Source organism: Brevundimonas olei (assembly GCF_037055245.1).
Lineage (GTDB): Bacteria > Pseudomonadota > Alphaproteobacteria > Caulobacterales > Caulobacteraceae > Brevundimonas > Brevundimonas olei.
Genome location: NZ_CP146369.1, coordinates 414,408 through 435,000 on the forward strand (window position 1 = coordinate 414,408; position 20,593 = coordinate 435,000).

Genomic DNA, 20,593 nt, shown 5'->3' on the forward strand with positions numbered 1-20,593 from the left:
CTCTGGGGCCTATCGCCCTTCGGGCTGCTTGAGGCCCGCTCGAGATAAGGAAGGCCGGAGCTCGGGCTCCGGCCTTCTCTGCGTCAGGGATGGATCAGGGCCGCGTCTGGCCCTGGCCGCGCACCACATATTTGTAGGTGGTCAACTGCTCCGCCCCGACTGGCCCGCGCGCATGCAGCTTTGAGGTCGAGATGCCGATCTCGCCGCCGAAGCCGAATTCGCCGCCGTCGGCGAACTGGGTCGAGGCGTTGATCAGGACGATGGCGCTGTCGACGCCGTTGGCGAAGCGTTCGGCGGCCTTCTCGTCGGTGGTGACGATGGCCTCGGTGTGGCCCGAGCCGTAGCGGCGGATGTGGTCGACCGCGCCGTCCACGCCGTCCACCAGGCGCACTGACAGGATGGGGGCCAGGTATTCGGTGGTCCAGTCGGCCTCGGTCGCTTCGCTCATGTTCGGGACCAGGGCGCGGGCCTCGGGGTCGCCGCGTAGTTCGCATCCGGCGGTGATCAGGTCGGCGGCGACGGCGGGCAGAAGGCGATCCGCAGCCGCGCGGTCCACCAGCAGGGTCTCGGTCGCGCCGCAGACCGAGACGCGGCGCATCTTGGCGTTCAGGACCACGCGGCGGGCGACATCCAGATCGGCGGCGCCGTCCAGATAGGTGTGGCACAGGCCCTCGAGGTGGCCCAGCACGGGCGCCTTGGCTTCTGACTGGACCCGCGCGACCAGACTCTTGCCGCCGCGCGGGATGATCAGGTCGACGGCGCCGTCGAGGCCCGACAGGATGGCGCCGACGGCCTCGCGATCCGGCACGGGGACCAGTTGGACGGCGTCGGCGGGCAGGCCCGCTTCGGCCAGGGCGCTCGTGACGACAGCGGCGATGGCGCGCGAGGAATCCAGACAGTCCGAGCCGCAGCGCAGGATCGCCGCATTGCCGGACCGGATGCACAGGGCGGCGGCGTCGGCGGTGACGTTTGGGCGGCTCTCATAGATGACGGCCAGAACGCCGATGGGGGTGCGGACGCGGGCGATGTCCAGGCCGTTGGCCGGGGTCCAGCGGGCCATTTCACCGCCTACCGGGTCGGGCTGGGCGGCGATGGTTTCGACCGCGACGGCCATGCCCTCGACGCGGGCGGGGGTCAGGGCCAGCCGGTCGATCAGGGCCTCGGACAGGCCGCCGTCGCGGGCGCGGCTTACGTCGCGGGCGTTGGCGGACAGGATGGCGGCCTCTGCCGCGCGCAGGCCCTCGGCGAGCCGGTGAAGCGCCTCGGTCCGGGCGTCCGGCGTGGTGGCGCGAAGGGCGTCGGCGGCGGCGCGGGCGCGGCGGCCCATGTCCAGCATGGCGGCGTCGAGGTCGCTCATCGGTCCTCCAGAACCAGATCGTCGCGGTGGATGACGACCGAGGGGCCGCGATAGCCCAGGAGGCTTTCGATCGCGTCCGAATGGCGGCCGCGGATCAGGGCGATCTCGTCGGCGGCGTAGGCGGCCAGTCCGACGCCGATGCGAAGACCGTCAGGGCCGGTCAGGCGCACGCTGTCGCCCTTGCCGAAGTCGCCGCTGACGGCGACGACGCCGGAGGGCAGCAGGCTCTTTCCGGCATGGAGGGCGGCGACGGCCCCGGCGTCCAGCGCCAGGGCGCCGCCGGGCGCCACGCTGCCCGCGATCCACTGCTTCCACGCGGCCATGGGGGTGGCGGGGGCCAGGATCAGGCTGGCCCGTGCGCCGTCGAGCACGGCTTTCAGCGGATGGGCCGTCAGTCCCGAAGCGATGAGGGTGGCGCACCCGGCCGAGGCGGCGATCTGGGCGGCCGCCAGCTTGGTCGCCATGCCGCCTGTGCCGACGCCGGCCTGCGCATTGGCGCCTGAGGCCATGGCCAGCACCTCGGGCGACAGCCGCTCGATCAGGGGCAGGTGGCGGGCGTCCGGATCGCGGCGCGGATCGGCGGTGTAGAGGCCGTCCACGTCGGACAGCAGGATCAGCAGGTCGGCCCGTCCGAGCTGCGCCGCGCGCGCGGCCAGTCGGTCGTTGTCGCCGTAGCGGATCTCTTCGGTGGCGACGGTGTCGTTCTCATTGACCACGGGGACGACGCCGTGGCTCAGCAGGGCCTCAAGCGTGGCGCGGCCGTTGAGCCAGCGGCGCCGCCGTTCGGTGTCGTCGCGGGTCAGCAGCACCTGACCCGCCATCAGACCGTGGGGCGCCAAAGCTTCTTCCCAGGCGTGCATCAGCAGGGTCTGGCCCACGGCGGCCGCGGCCTGCTTGTCCTGAAGGCGGCTGGTCGAGAGGTTCAGGCGTCCGCGTCCCAGGGCCACGGCGCCGGAGGAGACGACGATCGCCTCGCGCCCCTGGCGACGCAGTGCCGCGATGTCGGCGGCCAGGCTGGCCAGCCAGTCGGCGGCGACGGCGCGTCGATCGGCGTCGAACAGCAGGGACGAGCCGATCTTGATCACCACCCGGCGCGCCTGGGTCAGGGCGACGGCGGGCGAGGCTGCGGCCGCAGCGGCTTGGGGGAGGGCGGAGGAGGCGGTCACATCGCCTCCCTATCGCAAGATCATCGCCTCAGCCAAGTTGCTGGCGAGGATTATTCGACGCGACGGCCGTAGCGCGCGATTCAAATGAAGAAAATTCTGTCTTTGTGTTGCGCGGCGGAAGAAGCGCCAAAGAAAACGCCCGGCGGGCGAACCAGCCGGGCGTCTCAGTTTCAGCTTGAGGCTGAAGGTCAGGCTTCGGGATCGGGAGCCTGTTCCCAACCGCCCGCCAGGGCCTTGAACAGGCCGATCTGGTAGGTGGTGACCTGGGCTTCCGAGGCGGCCAGGGCGGCGTCTGCGCCGGCCAGGGTCCGCTCGGCGTCCAGCACCGTCAGGAAGCTGTCGGCGCCGGCGTCGAAGCGCAGGCGCGACAGGCGCGCCGCCGTAGCCGCTTGATCCCGCGCGGTGCGCAGGGCCGTGCGGCGGTCCAGTTCGTTGGCGTAGGCGCTGAGCGCCGTCTCGGTCTCCTGCAGCGCCGTCAGCACGGTCTGGTCGAAGGTCGCCAGGGCCGCGTCCGACTGGGCGCCGGCCTGTTTGATCCGCGCGCGAGCCGCCCAGACGTTGGGGAAGGACCAGGAGATCAGCGGACCCACGCTGAAGCGGAAGTTGGCGTCCTCGCCCAGGTCCGAGGCGTCGAGCGCCGTCGATCCCACCGAGCCGCCCAGGCGGATGCTGGGATAGAGGCCGGCGGTGGCGACGTTGACGCGGGCGGCGGCGGCCGACAGGCGGGCCTCCGCCTGACGCACGTCGGGACGGCGGGCCAGAAGCGCCGCGCCGTCGCCGACCGGGATCGGCTGCGACAGTTGCGGCGGAGACTGGCAGGCGCGAGCCGCCTCGCTGGCCTCGGCCGGGGTGCGGCCGGTCAGGGTGGCCAGGCGGAACAGGGCGCCGTCGCGCGACGCCCGCAGGGGCGGCAGGCTGGCGCGGGTCTGTTCCAGGGCGGCGCGGGCGCGGGCCACGTCCAGACCATTGCCGGCGCCCCCGTCCAGCAGGCGCTGGGTCAGGTCGACGGTCTGGGTCTGCAGGTCGACGGTCCGTTCGGCCACGGCGATCTGGGCGTTGGCCGAGCAGGTGTCGGCGTAGGCCCGGGCCGTTTCGGCCGCGACGGTCACCCGCACGACCTCCAGGGCGGCGGCGGCGGCGGCCACGTCGCCCCGCGCGGCGCGGATGGAGGATTCCACCCGGCCGAACAGGTCGATCTCATAGGAGACGTCCAGGCCGACGTCATAGGTGTCGACTTCCGGCAGCTTGGCGCCGCCGGCGGTCGGCACGGTGTCGGTCGAGGCCCGGCTGCGGTTATAGGCGGCCGAGGTCGTGGTGGTCGGGAACCGGCCCGAGCGGGCTTCGGACAGCGAGGCCCGGACGGCGCGCAGATTGGCTGCGGCCGCCTCCAGCTCGTTGTTCTCGGTCAGGGCCTGCTGGATCAGGCCGTCGAGGGTCGGATCCTGATACAGCCGCCACCAGTCGTCGCGGGCCGCCTCGGTCGAAACCGAGGCGGATTGCGAGCCGACGAAGGCGCCCTGGCCTTCGGCCGGGAGGGTGGGGAGCGGCGCCTTGGGGCCCACCGCGCAGGCGGCGAGCAGGGCGGCCGACCCCGCGGCGGTCAGCAGAGTGCGGAGTTTGCCGTTCATTTTACGCATCTCCCTGGCGCGGAGCGGCGGTCGCCGGTTCCGGGCCGTCGGGGTCAAAGGGGTCGTGCGGCGGAGCGCCGAAGCTGGTGGGGAGCTCGCGCTCCTTGCCCGGCGCCTTGGGCAGCTTGCCCGCCATCCAGCGACAGATGACGTAGAAGACCGGGGTGAAGATCAGACCGAAGAAGGTCACCCCCAGCATCCCGTAGACCACTGCGATCCCCAGGGCGTTCTGCATCTCCGATCCGGGGCCCGAGGCGATCGCCAGGGGCAGCACGCCGAAGATGAAGGCGAACGAGGTCATCAGGATCGGGCGCAGACGCTGGCGCGCGGCCTGGACGGCGGCGTCCCAGCGGTTCAGGCCCTGCTCGTCCTCGGCCTGCTTGGCGAACTCCACGATCAGGATGGCGTTCTTGGCCGCCAGGGCGATCAGGACCACCAGGCCGACCTGGGTCAGGATGTTGTTGTCCAGACCATGCAGGTTCACCCCGAGAATGGCCGCCAGGATACACATCGGCACGATCAGGATGACCGCCAGCGGCAGGGTGAAGGCCTCATACTGAGCGGCCAGCACCAGGAAGACGAACACCACAGCCATCAGGAAGATGATGGTCGACCCGCCGGCCGCCGCCTTCTCCTGCAGGGCGATTTCCGTCCACTCGTAGCTGAAGCCGTCCGGCAGCGTCTTGGCCGCCAGCTCCTCCATTGCGGCGATGGCGTCGCCGGTGGACACGCCCGGCGCCGCTTCACCCTGCAGTTCCGAAGCCGGGAACAGGTTGTAGCGGACCACGCGCGCCGGGCCGGAATCGTCGGCCAGGGTCGCCACCGAACCGATCGGCACCATGCCGCCGGTGGCCGAACGGACCTTCAGATTGGCGATGTCGGCCAGTTCGTCGCGGTAGGCGGGCTCGGCCTGGGCGGTCACGCGGAAGGTGCGGCCCAGGAAGTTGAAGTCGTTGACGTAGGTCGAGCCGAGGTAGGTGCCCAGGGTGCTGAACACGGTCGAGGGCTGGACCCCCATCAACAGGGCCTTGTCGCGGTCGACGTTGGCGGCGATGCGCGGCGAGCCGGTGTTGTAGAGGCTGAACACCTGCTGCACCTGATCCGGGGCCTGGGCGGCGGCGCCCATCATGGCGAAGGTCGCGCCCTCCAGGGCCTGGAAGCCGGCGCCCGAACGGTCCTGGATCATCATCTTGAAGCCCGAGCCGGTGCCCATGCCCTGAACGGGCGGGGGCGACAGCATGAAGATGCTGGCTTCCTCGATGACGCCGGTCGCCCCGCTGAGCGCGCCGGCCAGGGCCGAGGCTTCCAGTTCGGGCGTGGTCCGCTCGTCATAGTCCTTCAGCTTGATGAACATGGTGGCGGCGTTGGACGACAGCGAGAAGCTGGACCCGTCCAGGCCGGCGAAGGCGGTGACTTCCTGAACGCCGTCGGCCTTCTGGACGATTTCGACGGCCCTGTTCATCGCCGCCTTGGTGCGTTCCAGCGAGGCGCCCGGCGGAAGCTGGACGACGCCGATCAGCACGCCCTGGTCCTGCGCCGGAATGAAGCCGGTGGGCGTGTCGGTCATGCGCCAGCCCGTCAACGCCAGCAGGGCGGCGTAGATGACGAGCATGACGGTGACCATGCGGATCAGGCGGGCGGTCATACGGCCGTAGCGGTCCGACACCCAGTCGAAGCCCTCGTTGAACTTGGCTCCGGCCCAGCCGAGGTAATAGGTGATCGTGCCGATCAGACCCGGCTTGCGGTGATGGTCGTGCTCCTTGTGCGGCTTGAGCAGCAGGGCCGATAGGGCCGGAGACAGCGTCAGCGACACGAGGAGCGAGATCAGTGTCGCCGAGGCGATGGTGACGGCGAACTGGCGGAAGAAGATGCCGGGGATGCCGGGCACGAAGGCGGTCGGCACGAACACCGAGGTCAGCACCAGGGAGATGGCGATCAGGGCGCCCGACACTTCCTGCATCGACCGATAGGCCGCTTCCTTGGGCGTCAGGCCCTCGCGGATGTAGCGCTCGACGTTCTCGACCACGATGATGGCGTCGTCGACGACGATGCCGACGGCTAGAACCAGGGCGAACAGCGACAGGGAGTTGATCGAGAAGCCCAGGGCCAGCTGCACCGCGAAGGTGCCGACCAGGGCGACGGGGATGGCCAGGATCGGGATGATGGCCGCGCGCCAGGTCTGCAGGAAGACCAGGATGACGATCATCACCAGGAAGACGGCTTCGATCAGCACGTGCTCCACGGCCGAGACCGAGGCGGCGACGTATTCCGTCGGGTTATAGGGGATGGCGTACTTCACGCCGGGCGGGAAGTCGGCCTTGATGGCGTCCAGCTCGGCGATGACCGCCTCGGCGGTCGACAGGGCGTTGGAGCCCGGCTGCTGGATGACGGCGATGCCGACGCCGCGCTGACCGTTGAAGTAGCCTTCGACGCCGTAGATTTCCGAGCCGAGCTCGATGCGGGCGATGTCGCTGACGCGGGTCACGCGGCCCTGGGCGTCGGTCTTGAGCACGACCTTGCCGAACTCTTCCGGGGCCGACAGGCGGCCCTCGACCTGAACCGGCAGCTCGAAGGCGGCGGCGTTGGTCGGGAAGGGGGGCTGGCCGATCGAACCGCCGGCGGCTTGGACGTTCTGGGCCTGCAGGGCGGCGACGATCTCCGGCGCGGTCAGGTCGCGCGCGGCCGCCTTGGCCGGGTCGATCCAGATCCGCATGGAGTAGTTGCCGCCGCCGAAGACCTGGACGCCGCCGACGCCGTCGATCCGCAGCAGGCGGTCGCGGATGGTCGACTGGGCCATGTTGCCCAGGTAGTCGCTGTCGATGCCGGGGTCGTCGGACGTCAGCGACGCCAGCATCAGGAAGCCGGTCGACTCCTTGTTGACGACGACGCCGACCTGACGGACCTGCGCCGGAAGGCGCGGCTCGGCCAGGGCGACCCGGTTCTGGACCAGCACCTGGGCGGTGTCGAGGTCGGTGCCGGGCTGGAAGGTCACGGTGACCTGGACCCGGCCGTCGGAGGTCGACGACGAGGTCATGTAGAGCATGTTCTCGACGCCGTTGATCTCCTGCTCCAGCGGCGCGGCGACCGTCTCGGACAGGGTTTCAGCCGAGGCGCCGGCGTAGGAGGCGGTCACGCTGATCGTCGGCGGCGCGATATCCGGATACTGCGCCAGCGGCAGCATCGGCATGGCGAAGGCGCCGATCAGGGTGATGAAGACCGAGATCACGATCGCGAAGATCGGTCGGTCGATGAAGAAGCGGGATATGTTCATGGATCAGGTTCCGGCCCGTGAGCCTCCTCCTCAGCCGGCGCTGGCGGCGAAGGTGGCGGTCGAGGCGACGGGGGCCGTGGTCACAGGCGCTTGCGCCTGGGTTTCCTCGGCCTTGATGGTCCCGTTCTGGGCGGTGACCTTCTGGCCCGGACGGGCGCGCTGAAGGCCGTTGATGATGACGCGATCGTCGGGCGTCAGGCCCGTGCGCACGACGCGCAGGCCGTTGGCGATCGGTCCCAGCTGGACCGGCTTGGCGGCCACGGCGCCGTCCTTGCCGACCACATAGACGACCTTGCGCGGACCGTCGGTGACGATGGCCGCGTCGGGCACCAGCATGGCCGCATAGCCGCCCGAGCCCGCCAGTTGGGCGTGGCCGAACATGCCGGGCTTCAGGAAGCCGTCGGCGTTCTGCACCACGGCGCGCAGGCGGATGGTGCCCGAGGAGGCGTCGATGGCGTTGTCGGTGAAGTCCAGCGTCCCGGTGCGGTCATAGCTGGTCTCGTCCTGCAGGCGGATGCGAATCGGGGCGGCGCCGTTGCGGGCGTCGCGCTGATACTTCAGCGCCAGGGCTTCGGAGCCGTCGAAGACGAAGTAGATCGGAGACGAGGAGACGATGGTGGTCAGCACGTCGCCGGCCGACGAGCCGCCGCCGATCAGGTTGCCCGGATCGACTCGGCGGTCGGAGACGCGGCCCGAGATGGGGGCGGTGACGCGGGTGAATTCCACGTCCAGCTGACGTGCGCGGATGGCGGCGTTGGCGGCGGCCACGGCGGCTTCGGCGGTCTGGACGGCGCCGCGCTTGGCGTCGACCTCGGCCTGGGACACGGCCTGGGATGCCAGCAGGCCCTCGGCGCGGGTCAGTTCAGTGCGGGCCAGGGTGAGCTGGGCCTGGCCCTGGGCCAGCTGGGCGCGGGCCGCAGCCAGGGCGGCCTGGGCCGGACGCGGGTCGAGGGTGAACAGAAGCTGGCCCTGACGCACGAAGTCGCCGTCCTTGAAGTGGACCGACTGGATGTAGCCGCCGACGCGGGCGCGCACGTCGACCGAGCGAGGCGCTTCGAAGCGCCCCGTGAATTCGTCCCAGTCGACGACCTGCTGCGACAGGGGAGCCGCCACCGTCACGGGCGGCGCGCCCTGGGCCGGCGCTTCCTGTCCCTTGGAACAGCCATAGAGGGCGGCCGCTATCAAAGCGGACGCGGCCGCGATCTTAACCGTGCGCATCGGCGCAATCTCCTTGGGAGTAGCGTGATTGAGAGAGACTGTCGCTCTTTGGGGAGAAGGCGTCCAGTCAACACCGGCTGACTTAAAGACGATGAAGGCGACGCTTGTCAACGCCTGATGACAAGGCCATATAGTCCGTAAGGTTTATTGGAGTGCGACCAATTGGTCCTTTGCGACGTCCCCCGGCCGCGTAACGCCAACGCCACCCGCCAGGCTATCCTGGAAGCGGCGCGCGAACGCTTTTGTGCGGAAAGCTATGATGACGTGGGCATGCGCGATGTGGCGCGCGACGTCGGCGTCGATGCGGCCCTGATCAGCCGCTACTTCGGTTCGAAGGAAGATCTGTTCCTGTCCGTGCTGGACAGCTGCAAGAACGGGCGCGACCTGATGGAAGGCGACCGCGCGGATTTCGGTCAGCGCCTGGCCACGGAGGTCGTCTATGGCGAGGCGGCCCGGTGCGAGGCCGACCCGACCGGCGAGAAGATGCGCGGCCTGTTGATCCTGTTGCGCTCGATCGGCTCGACCAAGGCGATGGACGTGGTGCAGCGTACGGCGAACAATCGCTTCTTCGACCCCCTGACCCAATGGATCGGCGGCGAGGACGCGGCCGTGCGAGCGCGCCTGGCGTCCGGCCTGATCATGGGCATGGCGATCGGCCGCGAGCTGTCGGACGGCTTTTCCGCCCTGACGGAAGAGCAGCGGGGCCGCCTGCGCGACCGCATGGCGAAGGCCCTGCAGGGGCTGATCGACGGCTGAATTGAAAAGAGGCGGACCGAAGCCCGCCTCTTTTTTCCTCTCCTGTCCGAAGCTCAGGCCCAGTGCATCGGCACATGGCGCGCGGCCGCCCAGTGGATGGCGCGGATGGCGTCGACGATGGCGCGCGTGGCGGCGACCGTGCCCAGGGGGCCGCCCAGGTCGGCGGTGACCGCCCCCGAAGCCAGAACGGCCGCGACCGCCGCCTCGATGGAATCCGCCTCATCCTCCAGTTCGAAGCTGTGGCGCAGCATCATGGCCGCCGACAGCACCATGCCGACGGGGTTGGCCAGATCCTGGCCGGCGATGTCCGGCGCCGAGCCGTGGATCGGTTCGAACAGGCCCGGCCCGTCCGCGCCCAGCGACGCCGAGGGCAGCAGGCCGATGGAGCCGCCCAGCACCGAAATCTCGTCCGACAGGATGTCGCCGAACATGTTCTCGGTCAGGATGACGTCATAGTCGCGAGGCTTGCGGATCAGGTGCATGGCCATGGAGTCGACCAGGGCGTGCTCCAGGGTGATCTGCGGATACTCCTCGGCGTGGATGCGGGTCACGACCTCGCGCCACAGGCGGCTGGTCTCCATGACGTTGGCCTTGTCGACCGAGGTGACCTTGCCGCGCCGTTGCTGGGCGGCCTGGAAGGCGGCGCGGGCGACGCGCTCGATCTCCTCGACCGTATAGACGCACAGGTCGGAGGCCTGCGTCTCGGTGCGCGTGCGCTCGCCGAAATAGACGCCGCTGGTCAACTCGCGGAAGACGATCAGGTCGACGCCCTCGACGATCTCCTTCTTCAGAGGCGAGCGATGGGCCAGCACCGGCGAGACCTGCAGCGGGCGCAGGTTGGCGTACAGGCCCATGGCCTTGCGGATGGCCAGCAGCCCCTGCTCCGGGCGCACTGGGGCGTCATCCCACTTGGGCCCGCCGACCGCGCCCAGCAGGACGGCGTCGGAGGCCAGGCAGGCGGTCCGGGTCTCTTCCGGCAGAGCCTCGCCGACCGCGTCGATGGCGGCGCCGCCGATCAGATGCTCGGAAAATTCGAAGCGGTGGCCATAGATGTCGCCGATGCAGGTCAGGACGCGCTGGGCGGCCAGGGCCACCTCGGGACCGACCCCGTCGCCAGGCAGAACGGCGATGTTGAAGGTGCGGGCGACAGGCGTTTCACGGGCGGTCATCAGGCGGTCTCCGGCTGATAGATGTCTTGGCGCAGGCGTTCGTAGGTGGTGACGTAGGGCAGCTTCGATTGGAGCCAGCCGAGGGCGTCGACCCCGTCCAGTAGGCACTGGCGGGCGAAGGACTCGACCTTGAACGGCACGGCCGGAGCGTTGCCGCGCCGGATCTCGCCGGCTTCCAGATCGATGGTGACGGGCTGCTCCGGGTGGGCGGCCAGATCGTCCCAGACGCCCTGATCGACGACGATGGGCAGGAAGCCGTTCTTCAGGGCGTTGGAAGTGAAGATGTCGGCGATCTCGGTCGAGATCACCGCCCGGAAGCCGTAGTCCAGCAAGGCCCACGGCGCGTGTTCGCGCGACGAGCCGCAGGCGAAGTTCGGTCCCGCCAGCAGGATACGCTGCTCGGTCGGGTCGATGCGGTTCAGCACCGCCTCAGGTTTGGGCGAGCCGTCGGCCTCATAGCGCCAGTCGTGGAAGGCGTGGGCGCCCAGACCCTCGCGCGTGGTGGTGGTCAGGAAGCGCGCGGGGATGATCTGGTCGGTATCGATATTGGCCTGGCTGAGAGTCAGGGTTTTCGACGTCAGCGTTTTAAAGGGCTCAGACATGGGCCGCCTCCGACAGATAGACGCGCGGGTCGGTCAGCACCCCGGCGACGGCGCTGGCGGCGGCGGTGGCGGGGCTGGCCAGGATGGTGCGGGCGCCCTTGCCTTGACGGCCCTCGAAATTGCGGTTGGAGGTCGAGACGGCCAGTTGACCGGGCGCGACGAAATCTCCGTTCATGGCGATGCACATGGAGCAGCCGGGGATGCGCCATTCTGCGCCCGCCTCGGTGAAGACCTTGTCCAGGCCTTCGGCTTCGGCGTCGCGGCGGACGGCCTCCGAACCCGGGACCACCAGCATCCGCACGCCCGGCTGGACCTTGCGGCCGCGCAGGACTTCGGCGGCGGCGCGCAGGTCGGGCAGGCGGCCGTTGGTGCAACTGCCGATGAAGACCACGTCGACCTTGTGGCCGGTGGTCGCCTCGCCGGCGGTGAAGCCCATGTAGTCGATGGCCTTCTGGTCCGAGGCCGAGCGCGGCTGCGGCACGGGCGCGCCGACGGGGGCGCCCGCGTCCGGCGTGGTGCCCCAGGTGGCCATCGGGCGGATGGCGGCGCCGTCCAGCACGACCTCCTTGTCGAAGACCGCGCCGGGATCGGTGGCCAGGCTCAGCCAGTCGGCGACGGCGGCCTCATAGTCGGCGGGGACATGACGACGGCCGCGCAGCCAGTCCACGGCGGTCTGGTCGGGCGCGATCATGCCGGCGCGGGCGCCCGCCTCGATGGACATGTTGCACAGGGTCATGCGCCCTTCCATGTCCAGCGAACGCACGGCCTCACCTGCATATTCGATGACGTAGCCGGTGCCGCCGCCGAAGCCGATGGCGGCGATGACGGCCAGGGCCACATCCTTGCCGGACACGCCGGGACGTAAACGCCCGTCGACCGTCACCCGCATGGATTTGGCCCGGCGCTGCAGCAGACACTGGGTCGCCAGCACATGGCCGACTTCCGAGGTGCCGATGCCGAAGGCCAGCGCCCCGAAGGCGCCGTGGGTGGCCGTGTGGCTGTCGCCGCAGACGACGGTCATGCCCGGTTGGGTCAGGCCCAGCTCCGGCCCCATGACGTGAACCACGCCGCGCTGATCCGAACCCCAACCCGCCAGCTCGACGCCATGACGGGCGCAGTTGGCTTCAAGCGTCTCGACCTGACGACGCGCCTGTTCGGTGACATAGGGGCGCTGGCCATCCGGCCCGGCGGGCAGGGTAGGGGTCGAGTGGTCCAGAGTGGCGAAGGTGCGGTCGGGGCGGCGGACCTTCAGCCCGCGCGCCTCGATTTCGGAGAAGGCCTGTGGCGAGGTGACTTCGTGGACCAGATGCAGGTCCACATACATGACGCCCGGCGTCTCGGCGGTTTCCGGCACGACGACGTGCCGGTCCCAGACCTTCTGATACAGGGTTTTAGGCCGGCTCATGCACGCGCTCCTGTGCGGCGGCGCCGGCGGTGGTTTCGCCGATCGGCTCCAGCCAGCCGTAGCGGTCGGGCGTCGTGCCGTCGAACAGGCCGCGGAAGGCCTTGTTGACCGCCTTGGTCACCGGGCCGGGGCCGCCTGCGCGGGTCATGATGCCGTCGATGGAGCGGACGGGGGTGATCTCGGCCGCCGTGCCGGTCATGAAGACCTCGTCGGCGACATAGAGGGCCTCGCGCGGCAGCACCTGTTCGCGCGCCTCATAGCCCAGGCCGCGCGCCAGCTTCATCACGCTGTCGCGGGTGATGCCCTGCAGGATGGAGGCGGCGGCGGGCGGGGTCATCAACACGCCGTCCTTGACGATGAACAGGTTCTCGCCCGCGCCCTCGGACAGCAGGCCGTCGGCGCCCAGGGCGATGCCCTCGCCGAAGCCGCGCACGCGGGCCTCGCGCCCGATCAGATAGGAGGACAGATAGTTGCCGCCCGCCTTGGCGCCCGCCGGGACGGTGTTCGGCGCCACGCGGTTCCAGCTGGAGATGCAGGCGTCGACGCCCTTCTCCAGCGCCTCTTCGCCCAGATAGGCGCCCCAGGCGAAGGCCGAGATCATCACATCGCTGCGGATCGCCTCGGCCGAGGGGCTGACGCCCATGCCGCACTCGCCCAGGAAGGCCAGCGGGCGCAGATAGGCCGAACGCAGACCCTCGGCGCGGACCACGTCCTTGCAGGCCTGAACCAGCTCGTCCTCGGTGTAGGGCATGGGGAAGTGGTAGATGCGCGCGCTGTCGAACAGGCGTCGGATATGGTCGGTCAGGCGGAAGCCGCACGGGCCGTTCGGGGTGTCATAGACGCGGATGCCCTCGAAAACCGAGGTGCCGTAGTGCAGGGCGTGGCTCATGACGTGAACCGTGGCCTTCTCCCACGCCGTCAGTTCGCCATTGATCCAGATGTTCTTAGCCAGCGGTTGCATAGGTCTTGTCCATTTGTGCGGAGGCGCCTGCCTGGGCCGTCACGGCCGCAATGATGGCGGTCAGTTCCGCGTCGTTGATCTCGCCGATCTCATCGGCGCGTCGCTTGAAGCCGGCGAAGACGTCGGCCAGGCGCTGGCCGTCCAGCACATGGCCCAGGGCTTCGGCCCGCTTACCGACCGCGTGGCGGCCGGAATGCTTGCCCAGCACGAAGTAGCTGCCCTCGAAACCGACGTCTTCGGGACGCATGATCTCGTAGGTGCGGGCGTCGGCCATCATGCCGTGCTGGTGGATCCCGGCCTCGTGGGCGAAGGCGTTCAGGCCGACGATGGCCTTGTTGCGGGCGATGACCGTCTCGGTCACTTCGCGCAGGGTCTCGGAGGCGCGCACCAGGTGGCGGCTCTCGGAGCCGATGGTCACGCCATAGCGGTCCGCGCGGGTGCGCAGGGCCATGATGACTTCCTCGACCGAGGCGTTGCCCGCCCGTTCGCCGATGCCGTTGATCGCGCCCTCGATCTGGCGCGCTCCGCCCTCGACGGCGGCCAGGGAGTTGGCGACGGCCAGGCCCAGGTCGTTGTGCGCGTGGGACGAGAAGATGATGTCCGCGTGACGCGGGCGGATGATCCCGTCCAGATAGGCGAAGCGCTGACGCGATTCCTCGGGCGTGGCGTAGCCGACGGTGTCCGGTACGTTCAGCGTCTGGGCGCCCGCGTCGGCGGCGGCCATCAGGGCCTCGGCCAGGAACTCGGGTTCGGTGCGGAAGGCGTCTTCGGCCGAGAACTCCACGTCGTCGAACATCGAGGCGGCGTATTCCACCGTGCGCGAGATGGTGGCCAGCACCTCGTTGGTGCTCATGCGCAGCTTGGCCGAGCGGTGGATCGGGCTGGTGGCCAGGAAGACGTGGCAGCGGCGATGCGACTTCGGCGCCGGGGCCAGGGCGCGGAAGGAGGCGTCGATGTCCTTCTCGTTGGCGCGCGACAGGGAGGCGAAGACCGGTCCCTCGATCTCGCCCGCCACGCGGCGGATGCATTCCTCGTCGCCCGGCGAGGCGGCGGCGAAGCCGGCCTCGATCACGTCGACGCCCAGGTCGCGCAGCACATGCGCCATCTTCAGCTTGGATTCGGCCGACATGGAGAAGCCCGGCGCCTGTTCGCCATCGCGCAGGGTGGTGTCGAAGATGATGACCCGGTTGGGATCGGCCGCAATCTCGGCGGTTCTGGATACTCGGTCTACTCGGGACATTACGCGGCCTCGGACTGGAAGGTTTGGGCCTGGATGCGCGCGACGCCGATCAGGCGGTCGATCTGGCGGCCCAGGGTGTCGATGGAGCGGGCGGCGTCGCGCCCGCGAACGGTCAGGGCGATGCGGCGCATCGCGCCTTCATCCGCCATGTTGATGCCGTCGATGTGGAAGCCGCGGCGCTCCACCAGGCCGATGAGACGCTGAAGCGAGCCGTCGGCCCGGTCGATCTGGATGTGAATGGTGTCGCTCATCTTCATGCGCCTTCCATCATTTCAGCGTTGCTCTTGCCCGGCGGCACCAGCGGCCAGACGTTTTCCTTGGGGTCGATGACGACGTGGGCCAGACAGGCGCCTTCGGCGGCCAGCAGCCGGGCCAGACCAGCCTCGACCTGGTCGCGGCGATCGATGCGGAAGGCCTCGACGCCGAAGGCTTCGGCCACCTTCACGAAGTCCGGATTGTCGGACAGGTCGATCTCGGAATAGTTCTCGGCGAAGAACAGCTCCTGCCACTGGCGGACCAGACCCAGCGAAGAGTTGTCCAGCAGGACGATCTTCAGCGGCACGCCGTAGCGGCGCAGGGTGGCCAGCTCCTGGACGTTCATCATGAAGCCGCCGTCGCCGGCGATGGTGACGACGACCGCCTCGGGGTCCGCCATCTGGGCGCCCAGACCGGCGGGCAGGCCGAAGCCCATGGCCCCCAGACCGCCCGAGGTGATGTGGGCTTCGGGCCGGGCGAAGCGGCAGTGCTGGGCGGCCCACATCTGATGCTGGCCGACGTCGCAGGCGGCGACGAAGCGGTCGCCCGCCATTTCGGACAACTGCTTCAGCAGGGCGGGAGCGTAGACGCCGTCGCCCGGCGCGTCATAGCGGGCGGCGTGGCGCTCGGCCGCCGAGGCGCAGCGGATGACCCACGGGTCGATGGCCAGAGGAGCGGCCGCCATGCGCGCCGTCAGGGACTCGATGGCCGGGCGGATCTCGCCGCCGACGGGGACGTGGGTCTCGCGCAGCTCGCCGATCTCGGAGGCGTCGACGTCGAAGTGGACGACGCGGGCGTGGGGCGCGAACTCGGCCAGCTTGCCGGTGGCGCGGTCGTCGAAGCGGGCGCCCATGACGATCAGCAGGTCTGACGCCTGAACCGCCTCATTGGCCGCGCGCGCGCCGTGCATCCCCAGCATCCCCAGGAAGCCGGGGGCGTCGGTCGGCACCGTGCCCAGGGCGTTCAGGGTGGCGACGGCGGGGATGCCGGTGGTCTCGGCGAAGGCGCGCAGGGCTTCGGTCGCGTGACCGATCTTCACCCCGCCGCCGATGTAGATCAGCGGGCGCTGGGCGGCGCGGATGAAGCGCTCGGCCTCGGCGATGGCGTCGGGGTCGGCCTCGGTCGTCTCATTGGGAATGTTGAAGCCGAAGGGCGCGACCGTTTCGGCGAACTGGACATCCTTGGGCAGGTCGACCAGCACAGGACCGGGACGGCCCGAGGCGGCGATGTGGAAGGCCTGTTCGATGGCGGCCGGGATCTCGGCCGCGTCACGGACCAGGATGGAATGCTTCACGATCGGCAGGGTGACGCCCAGGATGTCGATCTCCTGAAAGGCGTCGGTGCCCATGACCCCTTGAGGGACATTGCCGGTGATGCAGACCATCGGCGCCGAATCCATCATGGCGTTGGCGATGCCGGTGATCAGATTGGTGGCGCCGGGGCCGGAGGTCGCCATGCAGACCCCGACCTTGCCGCTCAGCCGGGCATAGGCGTCGGCGGCGAAGGCGGCGGCCTGTTCGTGGCGCACCAGGATGTGCTTCAGCGACGAGCCGGTCAGGGCGTCGTAGATCGGCATGATGGCGCCGCCGGGGTAGCCGAACACCACCTCCACGCCCATCCGCTCCAGGCTGGAGACGAGCAGGCGCGCACCGGTCATGACGGCCGGGGCGGAAGCGGTTTTCAAGGCGGGCGCGGCGGCGCTCATCGGGTCAGTCTCTCTTTATATATACAGAGGGTCAGGCGGCGGCCTGTTTGGCCGTCTGCAGCCAGGCCATGCGGTCGCGCAGACGGGCGCCGACCTGTTCGATCTGGCTGGAGCGGTCCTCGGTCAGCAGGGCCTCGTATTTCGGCTTGCCCGCCTCGTTCTCGGCGATCCATTCGCGCGCGAACTGGCCGCTCTGGATCTCGTCCAGCACGGTCTTCATGCGGGCGCGGGTCTCGTCGGTGATGACGCGCGGCCCCGAGGCCACGGCGCCCCATTTGGCCGTTTCCGAGATGAAGTGGTGCATCTTGGAGATGCCGCCTTCGTAGAACAGGTCCACGATCAACTTCAGCTCGTGCAGGCATTCGAAATAGGCGATCTCGGGCTGGTAGCCGGCCTCGACCAGGGTGTTGAATCCCTGGATGACCAGTTCCTTGGCCCCGCCGCACAGGACGGCCTGTTCGCCGAACAGATCGGTCTCGGTCTCTTCGCGGAACGACGTCTCAAGCAGGCCGCCGGTCGCGCCGCCGATGCCCTTGGCGTAGCCCATGGCGCGGTCGCGCGCCTTGCCGGTCGCATCCTTCTCGATGGCGAACAGGGAGGGGACGCCCCGGCCGCGCGCGAACTCGCGGCGGACCAGATCGCCCGGACCCTTGGGCGCCACCAGGATGACGTCCATGTCGTCGCGCGGGGTGATGCGGTCGTAGATGATCGAGAAGCCGTGGGCGAACAGCAGGGCGGCGCCCGGCTTGGCGTTCGGCTCGATGACGTCGCGATAGACCTCGTTCTGGACCATGTCGGGGGTCAGGATGGCGATGATGTCGGCGCCGCGAACGGCCTCGGCCGGCTCGGCCGTGGCCAGGCCGTCTTCGGTCGCATGCTTCCAGCCTGTGCCGCCCTGGCGAACGCCGACGACCACGTCGTGGCCGGAATCCTTCAGGTTCTGGGCGTGAGCGCGACCTTGCGAGCCATAGCCGATTACGGCGATGCGCTGGCCGGCGATGGCGCCCGGCTTGATGTCTTCATTGGTGTAGATGGTGATGGCCATGGAGGACGTCCTTAGGAAGCGGCGGTTTCGGTGGAGCGGGCGGCCAGATCCGCGGGGATCTGGGCCGGCGGCGGATTGGGAATGGTCACGGCCCCTTGCGAGGCGGAGGCGACGGCGGCGCGGTATTTTGCGAAAACGCCTTGCGCCGGGCGGATACGGTTGGGGGCGAAATCCGCCCGGCGCGCCTCCAGATCGACGAGCACATCGATCCTTCGGTTGGTGACGTCGATGACGATCGGATCGCCATCGCGAATGAGAGCAATGGGGCCGCCCGCCGCCGCCTCGGGCGAGACGTGGCCCGCGACGAAGCCGTAGGAGGCGCCCGAGAAGCGGCCGTCGGTCAGCAGGGCGACGTTCTCCACCTTGCGGCCCTTCAGGGCGGCGGTAACCTGCAGCATCTCGCGCATGCCAGGCCCGCCCTTGGGGCCTTCGTAGCGGATGATGATGACGTCGCCTTCGCCGACCGAGCCGTCCTGCACTGCGTGGAAGGCGTCTTCCTCGCAGTCGAACACGGCGGCGGGACCTTCGAAGCGATCGACCTTGTGCCCGGTCAGCTTGATGACGGCGCCTTCCGGCGCGACATCGCCATAGATGACGGCGTAGGAGCCGCGCGCCATGACCGGGGCCTCGAAATCGGTCACGACCTGCTGGCCGGGCTGTTCCTCGGCGTCGCCCGCTTCGGCGAACAGGCTGCGGCCCGAGACGGTCGGGACGTTGGCGATCTTGCCCGCCTCGGCCAGACGCTGGGCGACCAGGCGCGTGCCGCCGGCCGCATACAGGTGCGAGGCCAGGAAACGTCCGCCCGGCTTCAGGTCGCAGATGACCGGCGCCTCGACGCAGGCTTGGTGGCAGTCCTCGACGCCGAAGTCGACGCCCGCCTCGGCCGCGATGGCGGTCAGGTGCATGACGGCGTTGGTCGATCCGCCGGAGGCCGAGACGGCGACGGCGGCGTTCTTCAGACTGGCCTTGGTGATGTATTTGCGCGCCGTGTCGCCGGCGAAGACGCGCTCGACGATCAGGCGGCCGCAGCGCTCGCCTTCCGCGCCCTTGGACGGATCGACGGCGGGCACGTCATTGGCCCCCATGGGGCTGATCCCCATCATCGACAGGGCCATGGCCATGGTGTTGGCGGTGAACTGGCCGCCGCAAGCGCCGGCGCCGGGGCACACCGCGCTCTCGACCGCCTTCAGGCCCGCATCGTCCAGAGAGCCGGCGGCATGGGCGCCGATGGCCTCGAAGACCTCTTGCACCGAAACTTCCTTCGTCCCGATCACGCCGGGCAGGATGGTGCCGCCGTAATAGACCAGGCCGGGGATATCCATGCGGGCCAGGGCCATGGCCGCTGCAGGGATCGTCTTGTCGCAGCCGACGATGCAGACGACGCCGTCCAGCTGATGCCCCTCGATGGCCAGTTCGATGGAATCGGCGACGACTTCGCGGCTGATCAGCGAGGCCTTCATCCCCGCCGTGCCCATGGAGATGCCGTCGGTGACGACGATGGTGTTGAAATCGACCGGATAGCCGCCCGCCGCGATGATGCCGGCGCGAACGTCCCTGGCCAGACGGTCCAGGTGCATGTTGCAGGGCGTGACCGTCGACCAGGTGTTCACGATGCCGATCATCGGCTTGTCGAAGTCGGCGTCCTGCATCCCCGCTGCGCGCAGATAGGACCGCGCCGCCGCCCTGTTCGGGCCTTGGGTGACGGCCGCAGAGCGGCTGTTGGGACGTTTCGTGCTGTTGGAAGGCTGTGTCATCGAAATCTTGGAAGTTCTTGCCTGTCGGTGATGGGGGGCACATGAAAAACCCCGCGTCCGGGGCCGGAGCGGGGTGAATGGGCGAAACTGGCTGGGTTCAGGTCAGGTCGCAGGCATCCACACCGCTTGGCTAAGCGGAATGAGAATTACCGAGAGAAGGAGTACGCCCAGCGACAGCACGCGCAGATCGGCCGCCGCTTGCGCGGGGCTCAGGATCGCAGCGATGGCGGCGCGGTGGGACAAGGACAGACCTTTCGAACTGGCGCTCTTATGCCTCGCTAAATGTTGCGGCGCAACCGCCCGGAAGAGAAATGTGGAAGAAAGCACCGCCGGAATGAAGTTTGACGGCGATTGAGCGATAAAATTCGCCTCCAACTCGGCGGGGAGGGGTGAAAATTCCACTCCTTCAGATGTTGATCTCGAACAAGCAAAAACGCGCGCATACGCGAGGGGGCGTTGCGGATTGAGGCGCGAGCGACTCGGGTTCGTTGAGATTCTTGGACTTTTTGTGAAAAGAGGCTTGCTCTGCGGAAAATCGGGACGTATATCGCCGCCTCGCTCGGAGACGGGCTGGCCCGACGGGCTTCGGAGACTGGTTTTTCGGGGTTTTGTCTGGGGTGAGGGTTTGCAAAAGCGCCTTGCTTCGGATGGTTGGATCGGTTAGGTTCCGCGCTTCAATCGAATCGCTGGATTGAGTTGGGGGATAGCCTCTCGGTTTTCTCGGCGGTTTTCTGCGGCCTTCGGAACTTCGGTTTCGGAAAAAGCAGAAAGGCTGAAAGGTCTGGTTGACAAGGAGATCGGCTCTCACTAGATAGCCGCCTCCGCCGTTCCTTCCGGAGCGGTTTCGTGAAAAGAAAGTTCTTTAAAAAGAACTGCTTGACACGGAAAACTGGGGCAGCTAGATAGCCGCCTCCGCCGCGGACCCGGCGCTAAACGGTCTGACGAGGCTCCGGCCTCCGGTCTTTGAAATCGTTGATCTGGAAAGAGAAACGCAGGCGGCGGTGTCCTAGCGATGACCCTTCGGGGTTTATCAGTCGACACTGACATCTGCGGTCTTTTTG

Annotated in this window: 16 protein-coding genes; 1 reads left to right on the forward strand and 15 read right to left on the reverse strand. The window is 68.8% G+C overall.

The window, feature by feature from the left end; genetic code table 11:
• Nucleotides 1–94 precede the first annotated feature (94 nt).
• The 5 genes from V8J38_RS02015 to V8J38_RS02035 form a co-directional block, all read right to left on the reverse strand.
• A complete protein-coding gene (locus V8J38_RS02015; protein ID WP_338577696.1) occupies nucleotides 95–1,357 on the reverse strand; it encodes a glutamate-5-semialdehyde dehydrogenase in 1,263 nt (420 codons plus the stop codon).
• Nucleotides 1,354–2,523: a glutamate 5-kinase gene (gene proB, locus V8J38_RS02020; RefSeq protein ID WP_422388309.1), complete on the reverse strand. Its 1,170-nt coding sequence runs from the start codon at nucleotides 2,521–2,523 to the stop codon at nucleotides 1,354–1,356. The genes V8J38_RS02015 and proB overlap by 4 nt, the downstream gene beginning before the upstream one ends.
• A 188-nt stretch (nucleotides 2,524–2,711) precedes the next feature.
• Complete coding sequence (locus V8J38_RS02025; RefSeq protein ID WP_338577697.1) at nucleotides 2,712–4,151, reverse strand: efflux transporter outer membrane subunit; 1,440 nt, start codon at nucleotides 4,149–4,151, stop codon at nucleotides 2,712–2,714.
• Nucleotide 4,152: 1 nt separating this feature from the next.
• The gene (locus V8J38_RS02030) at nucleotides 4,153–7,422 is read right to left on the reverse strand and encodes an efflux RND transporter permease subunit (protein ID WP_291779963.1); all 3,270 of its coding nucleotides are present in this window, start codon (nucleotides 7,420–7,422) and stop codon (nucleotides 4,153–4,155) included.
• 30 nt (nucleotides 7,423–7,452) lie between these two features.
• On the reverse strand, nucleotides 7,453–8,640 hold the full coding sequence (locus tag V8J38_RS02035; RefSeq protein ID WP_338577698.1) for an efflux RND transporter periplasmic adaptor subunit: 1,188 nt from the start codon (nucleotides 8,638–8,640) through the stop codon (nucleotides 7,453–7,455).
• A 162-nt stretch (nucleotides 8,641–8,802) separates the two neighbouring features.
• On the opposite strand from V8J38_RS02035, the gene V8J38_RS02040 reads away from it, so the two are divergent.
• Entirely contained in the window at nucleotides 8,803–9,396 is a 594-nt protein-coding gene (locus V8J38_RS02040; protein ID WP_312219850.1) for a TetR/AcrR family transcriptional regulator, read from the forward strand.
• A gap of 53 nt (nucleotides 9,397–9,449) precedes the next feature.
• Here the strand turns inward: V8J38_RS02040 and leuB are convergent, their stop codons facing one another.
• From leuB to V8J38_RS02090, 10 genes are all read right to left on the reverse strand, one after another.
• On the reverse strand, nucleotides 9,450–10,565 hold the full coding sequence (gene leuB / locus V8J38_RS02045; RefSeq protein WP_338577700.1) for a 3-isopropylmalate dehydrogenase: 1,116 nt from the start codon (nucleotides 10,563–10,565) through the stop codon (nucleotides 9,450–9,452).
• Nucleotides 10,565–11,167, reverse strand: coding sequence for a 3-isopropylmalate dehydratase small subunit (gene leuD / locus V8J38_RS02050; protein WP_338577701.1), 603 nt, complete (start codon nucleotides 11,165–11,167; stop codon nucleotides 10,565–10,567). Before leuD ends, leuB begins: the two co-directional genes overlap by 1 nt.
• A complete protein-coding gene (leuC, locus tag V8J38_RS02055; protein ID WP_338577702.1) occupies nucleotides 11,160–12,572 on the reverse strand; it encodes a 3-isopropylmalate dehydratase large subunit in 1,413 nt (470 codons plus the stop codon). Before leuC ends, leuD begins: the two co-directional genes overlap by 8 nt.
• Nucleotides 12,559–13,533: a branched-chain amino acid transaminase gene (locus tag V8J38_RS02060; protein ID WP_312219846.1), complete on the reverse strand. Its 975-nt coding sequence runs from the start codon at nucleotides 13,531–13,533 to the stop codon at nucleotides 12,559–12,561. The genes leuC and V8J38_RS02060 overlap by 14 nt, the downstream gene beginning before the upstream one ends.
• Nucleotides 13,517–14,773 (reverse strand): 2-isopropylmalate synthase, encoded by a 1,257-nt coding sequence (locus tag V8J38_RS02065; RefSeq protein WP_338577703.1) that lies wholly within the window; start codon nucleotides 14,771–14,773, stop codon nucleotides 13,517–13,519. Before V8J38_RS02065 ends, V8J38_RS02060 begins: the two co-directional genes overlap by 17 nt.
• Nucleotides 14,773–15,024 (reverse strand): ACT domain-containing protein, encoded by a 252-nt coding sequence (locus tag V8J38_RS02070; RefSeq protein ID WP_025976572.1) that lies wholly within the window; start codon nucleotides 15,022–15,024, stop codon nucleotides 14,773–14,775. The genes V8J38_RS02065 and V8J38_RS02070 overlap by 1 nt, the downstream gene beginning before the upstream one ends.
• A gap of 2 nt (nucleotides 15,025–15,026) precedes the next feature.
• A complete protein-coding gene (ilvG, locus tag V8J38_RS02075; protein WP_338577704.1) occupies nucleotides 15,027–16,733 on the reverse strand; it encodes an acetolactate synthase 2 catalytic subunit in 1,707 nt (568 codons plus the stop codon).
• Between the two features lie 31 nt (nucleotides 16,734–16,764).
• Nucleotides 16,765–17,778 carry a ketol-acid reductoisomerase gene (ilvC, locus tag V8J38_RS02080; RefSeq protein ID WP_338577705.1) on the reverse strand — a complete coding sequence of 338 codons (1,014 nt, stop codon included), beginning with the start codon at nucleotides 17,776–17,778 and terminating at the stop codon, nucleotides 16,765–16,767.
• An 11-nt stretch (nucleotides 17,779–17,789) separates the two neighbouring features.
• Nucleotides 17,790–19,532, reverse strand: coding sequence for a dihydroxy-acid dehydratase (locus V8J38_RS02085; protein WP_338577706.1), 1,743 nt, complete (start codon nucleotides 19,530–19,532; stop codon nucleotides 17,790–17,792).
• A 102-nt stretch (nucleotides 19,533–19,634) separates the two neighbouring features.
• Nucleotides 19,635–19,934 carry a hypothetical protein gene (locus V8J38_RS02090; protein WP_338577707.1) on the reverse strand — a complete coding sequence of 100 codons (300 nt, stop codon included), beginning with the start codon at nucleotides 19,932–19,934 and terminating at the stop codon, nucleotides 19,635–19,637.
• Nucleotides 19,935–20,593 lie beyond the last annotated feature (659 nt).

Coding starts and splice junctions, on each gene's coding strand:
- leuD (WP_338577701.1), bottom strand. CDS start 11,167: ATGTCTGAGCCCTTTAAAACGCTGACGTCGAAAACCCTGACTCTCAGC.
- V8J38_RS02035 (WP_338577698.1), bottom strand. CDS start 8,640: ATGCGCACGGTTAAGATCGCGGCCGCGTCCGCTTTGATAGCGGCCGCC.
- ilvC (WP_338577705.1), bottom strand. CDS start 17,778: ATGGCCATCACCATCTACACCAATGAAGACATCAAGCCGGGCGCCATC.
- V8J38_RS02070 (WP_025976572.1), bottom strand. CDS start 15,024: ATGAGCGACACCATTCACATCCAGATCGACCGGGCCGACGGCTCGCTT.
- ilvG (WP_338577704.1), bottom strand. CDS start 16,733: ATGAGCGCCGCCGCGCCCGCCTTGAAAACCGCTTCCGCCCCGGCCGTC.
- leuB (WP_338577700.1), bottom strand. CDS start 10,565: ATGACCGCCCGTGAAACGCCTGTCGCCCGCACCTTCAACATCGCCGTT.
- V8J38_RS02065 (WP_338577703.1), bottom strand. CDS start 14,773: ATGTCCCGAGTAGACCGAGTATCCAGAACCGCCGAGATTGCGGCCGAT.
- V8J38_RS02015 (WP_338577696.1), bottom strand. CDS start 1,357: ATGAGCGACCTCGACGCCGCCATGCTGGACATGGGCCGCCGCGCCCGC.
- V8J38_RS02030 (WP_291779963.1), bottom strand. CDS start 7,422: ATGAACATATCCCGCTTCTTCATCGACCGACCGATCTTCGCGATCGTG.
- V8J38_RS02060 (WP_312219846.1), bottom strand. CDS start 13,533: ATGCAACCGCTGGCTAAGAACATCTGGATCAATGGCGAACTGACGGCG.
- leuC (WP_338577702.1), bottom strand. CDS start 12,572: ATGAGCCGGCCTAAAACCCTGTATCAGAAGGTCTGGGACCGGCACGTC.
- V8J38_RS02085 (WP_338577706.1), bottom strand. CDS start 19,532: ATGACACAGCCTTCCAACAGCACGAAACGTCCCAACAGCCGCTCTGCG.
- V8J38_RS02025 (WP_338577697.1), bottom strand. CDS start 4,151: ATGAACGGCAAACTCCGCACTCTGCTGACCGCCGCGGGGTCGGCCGCC.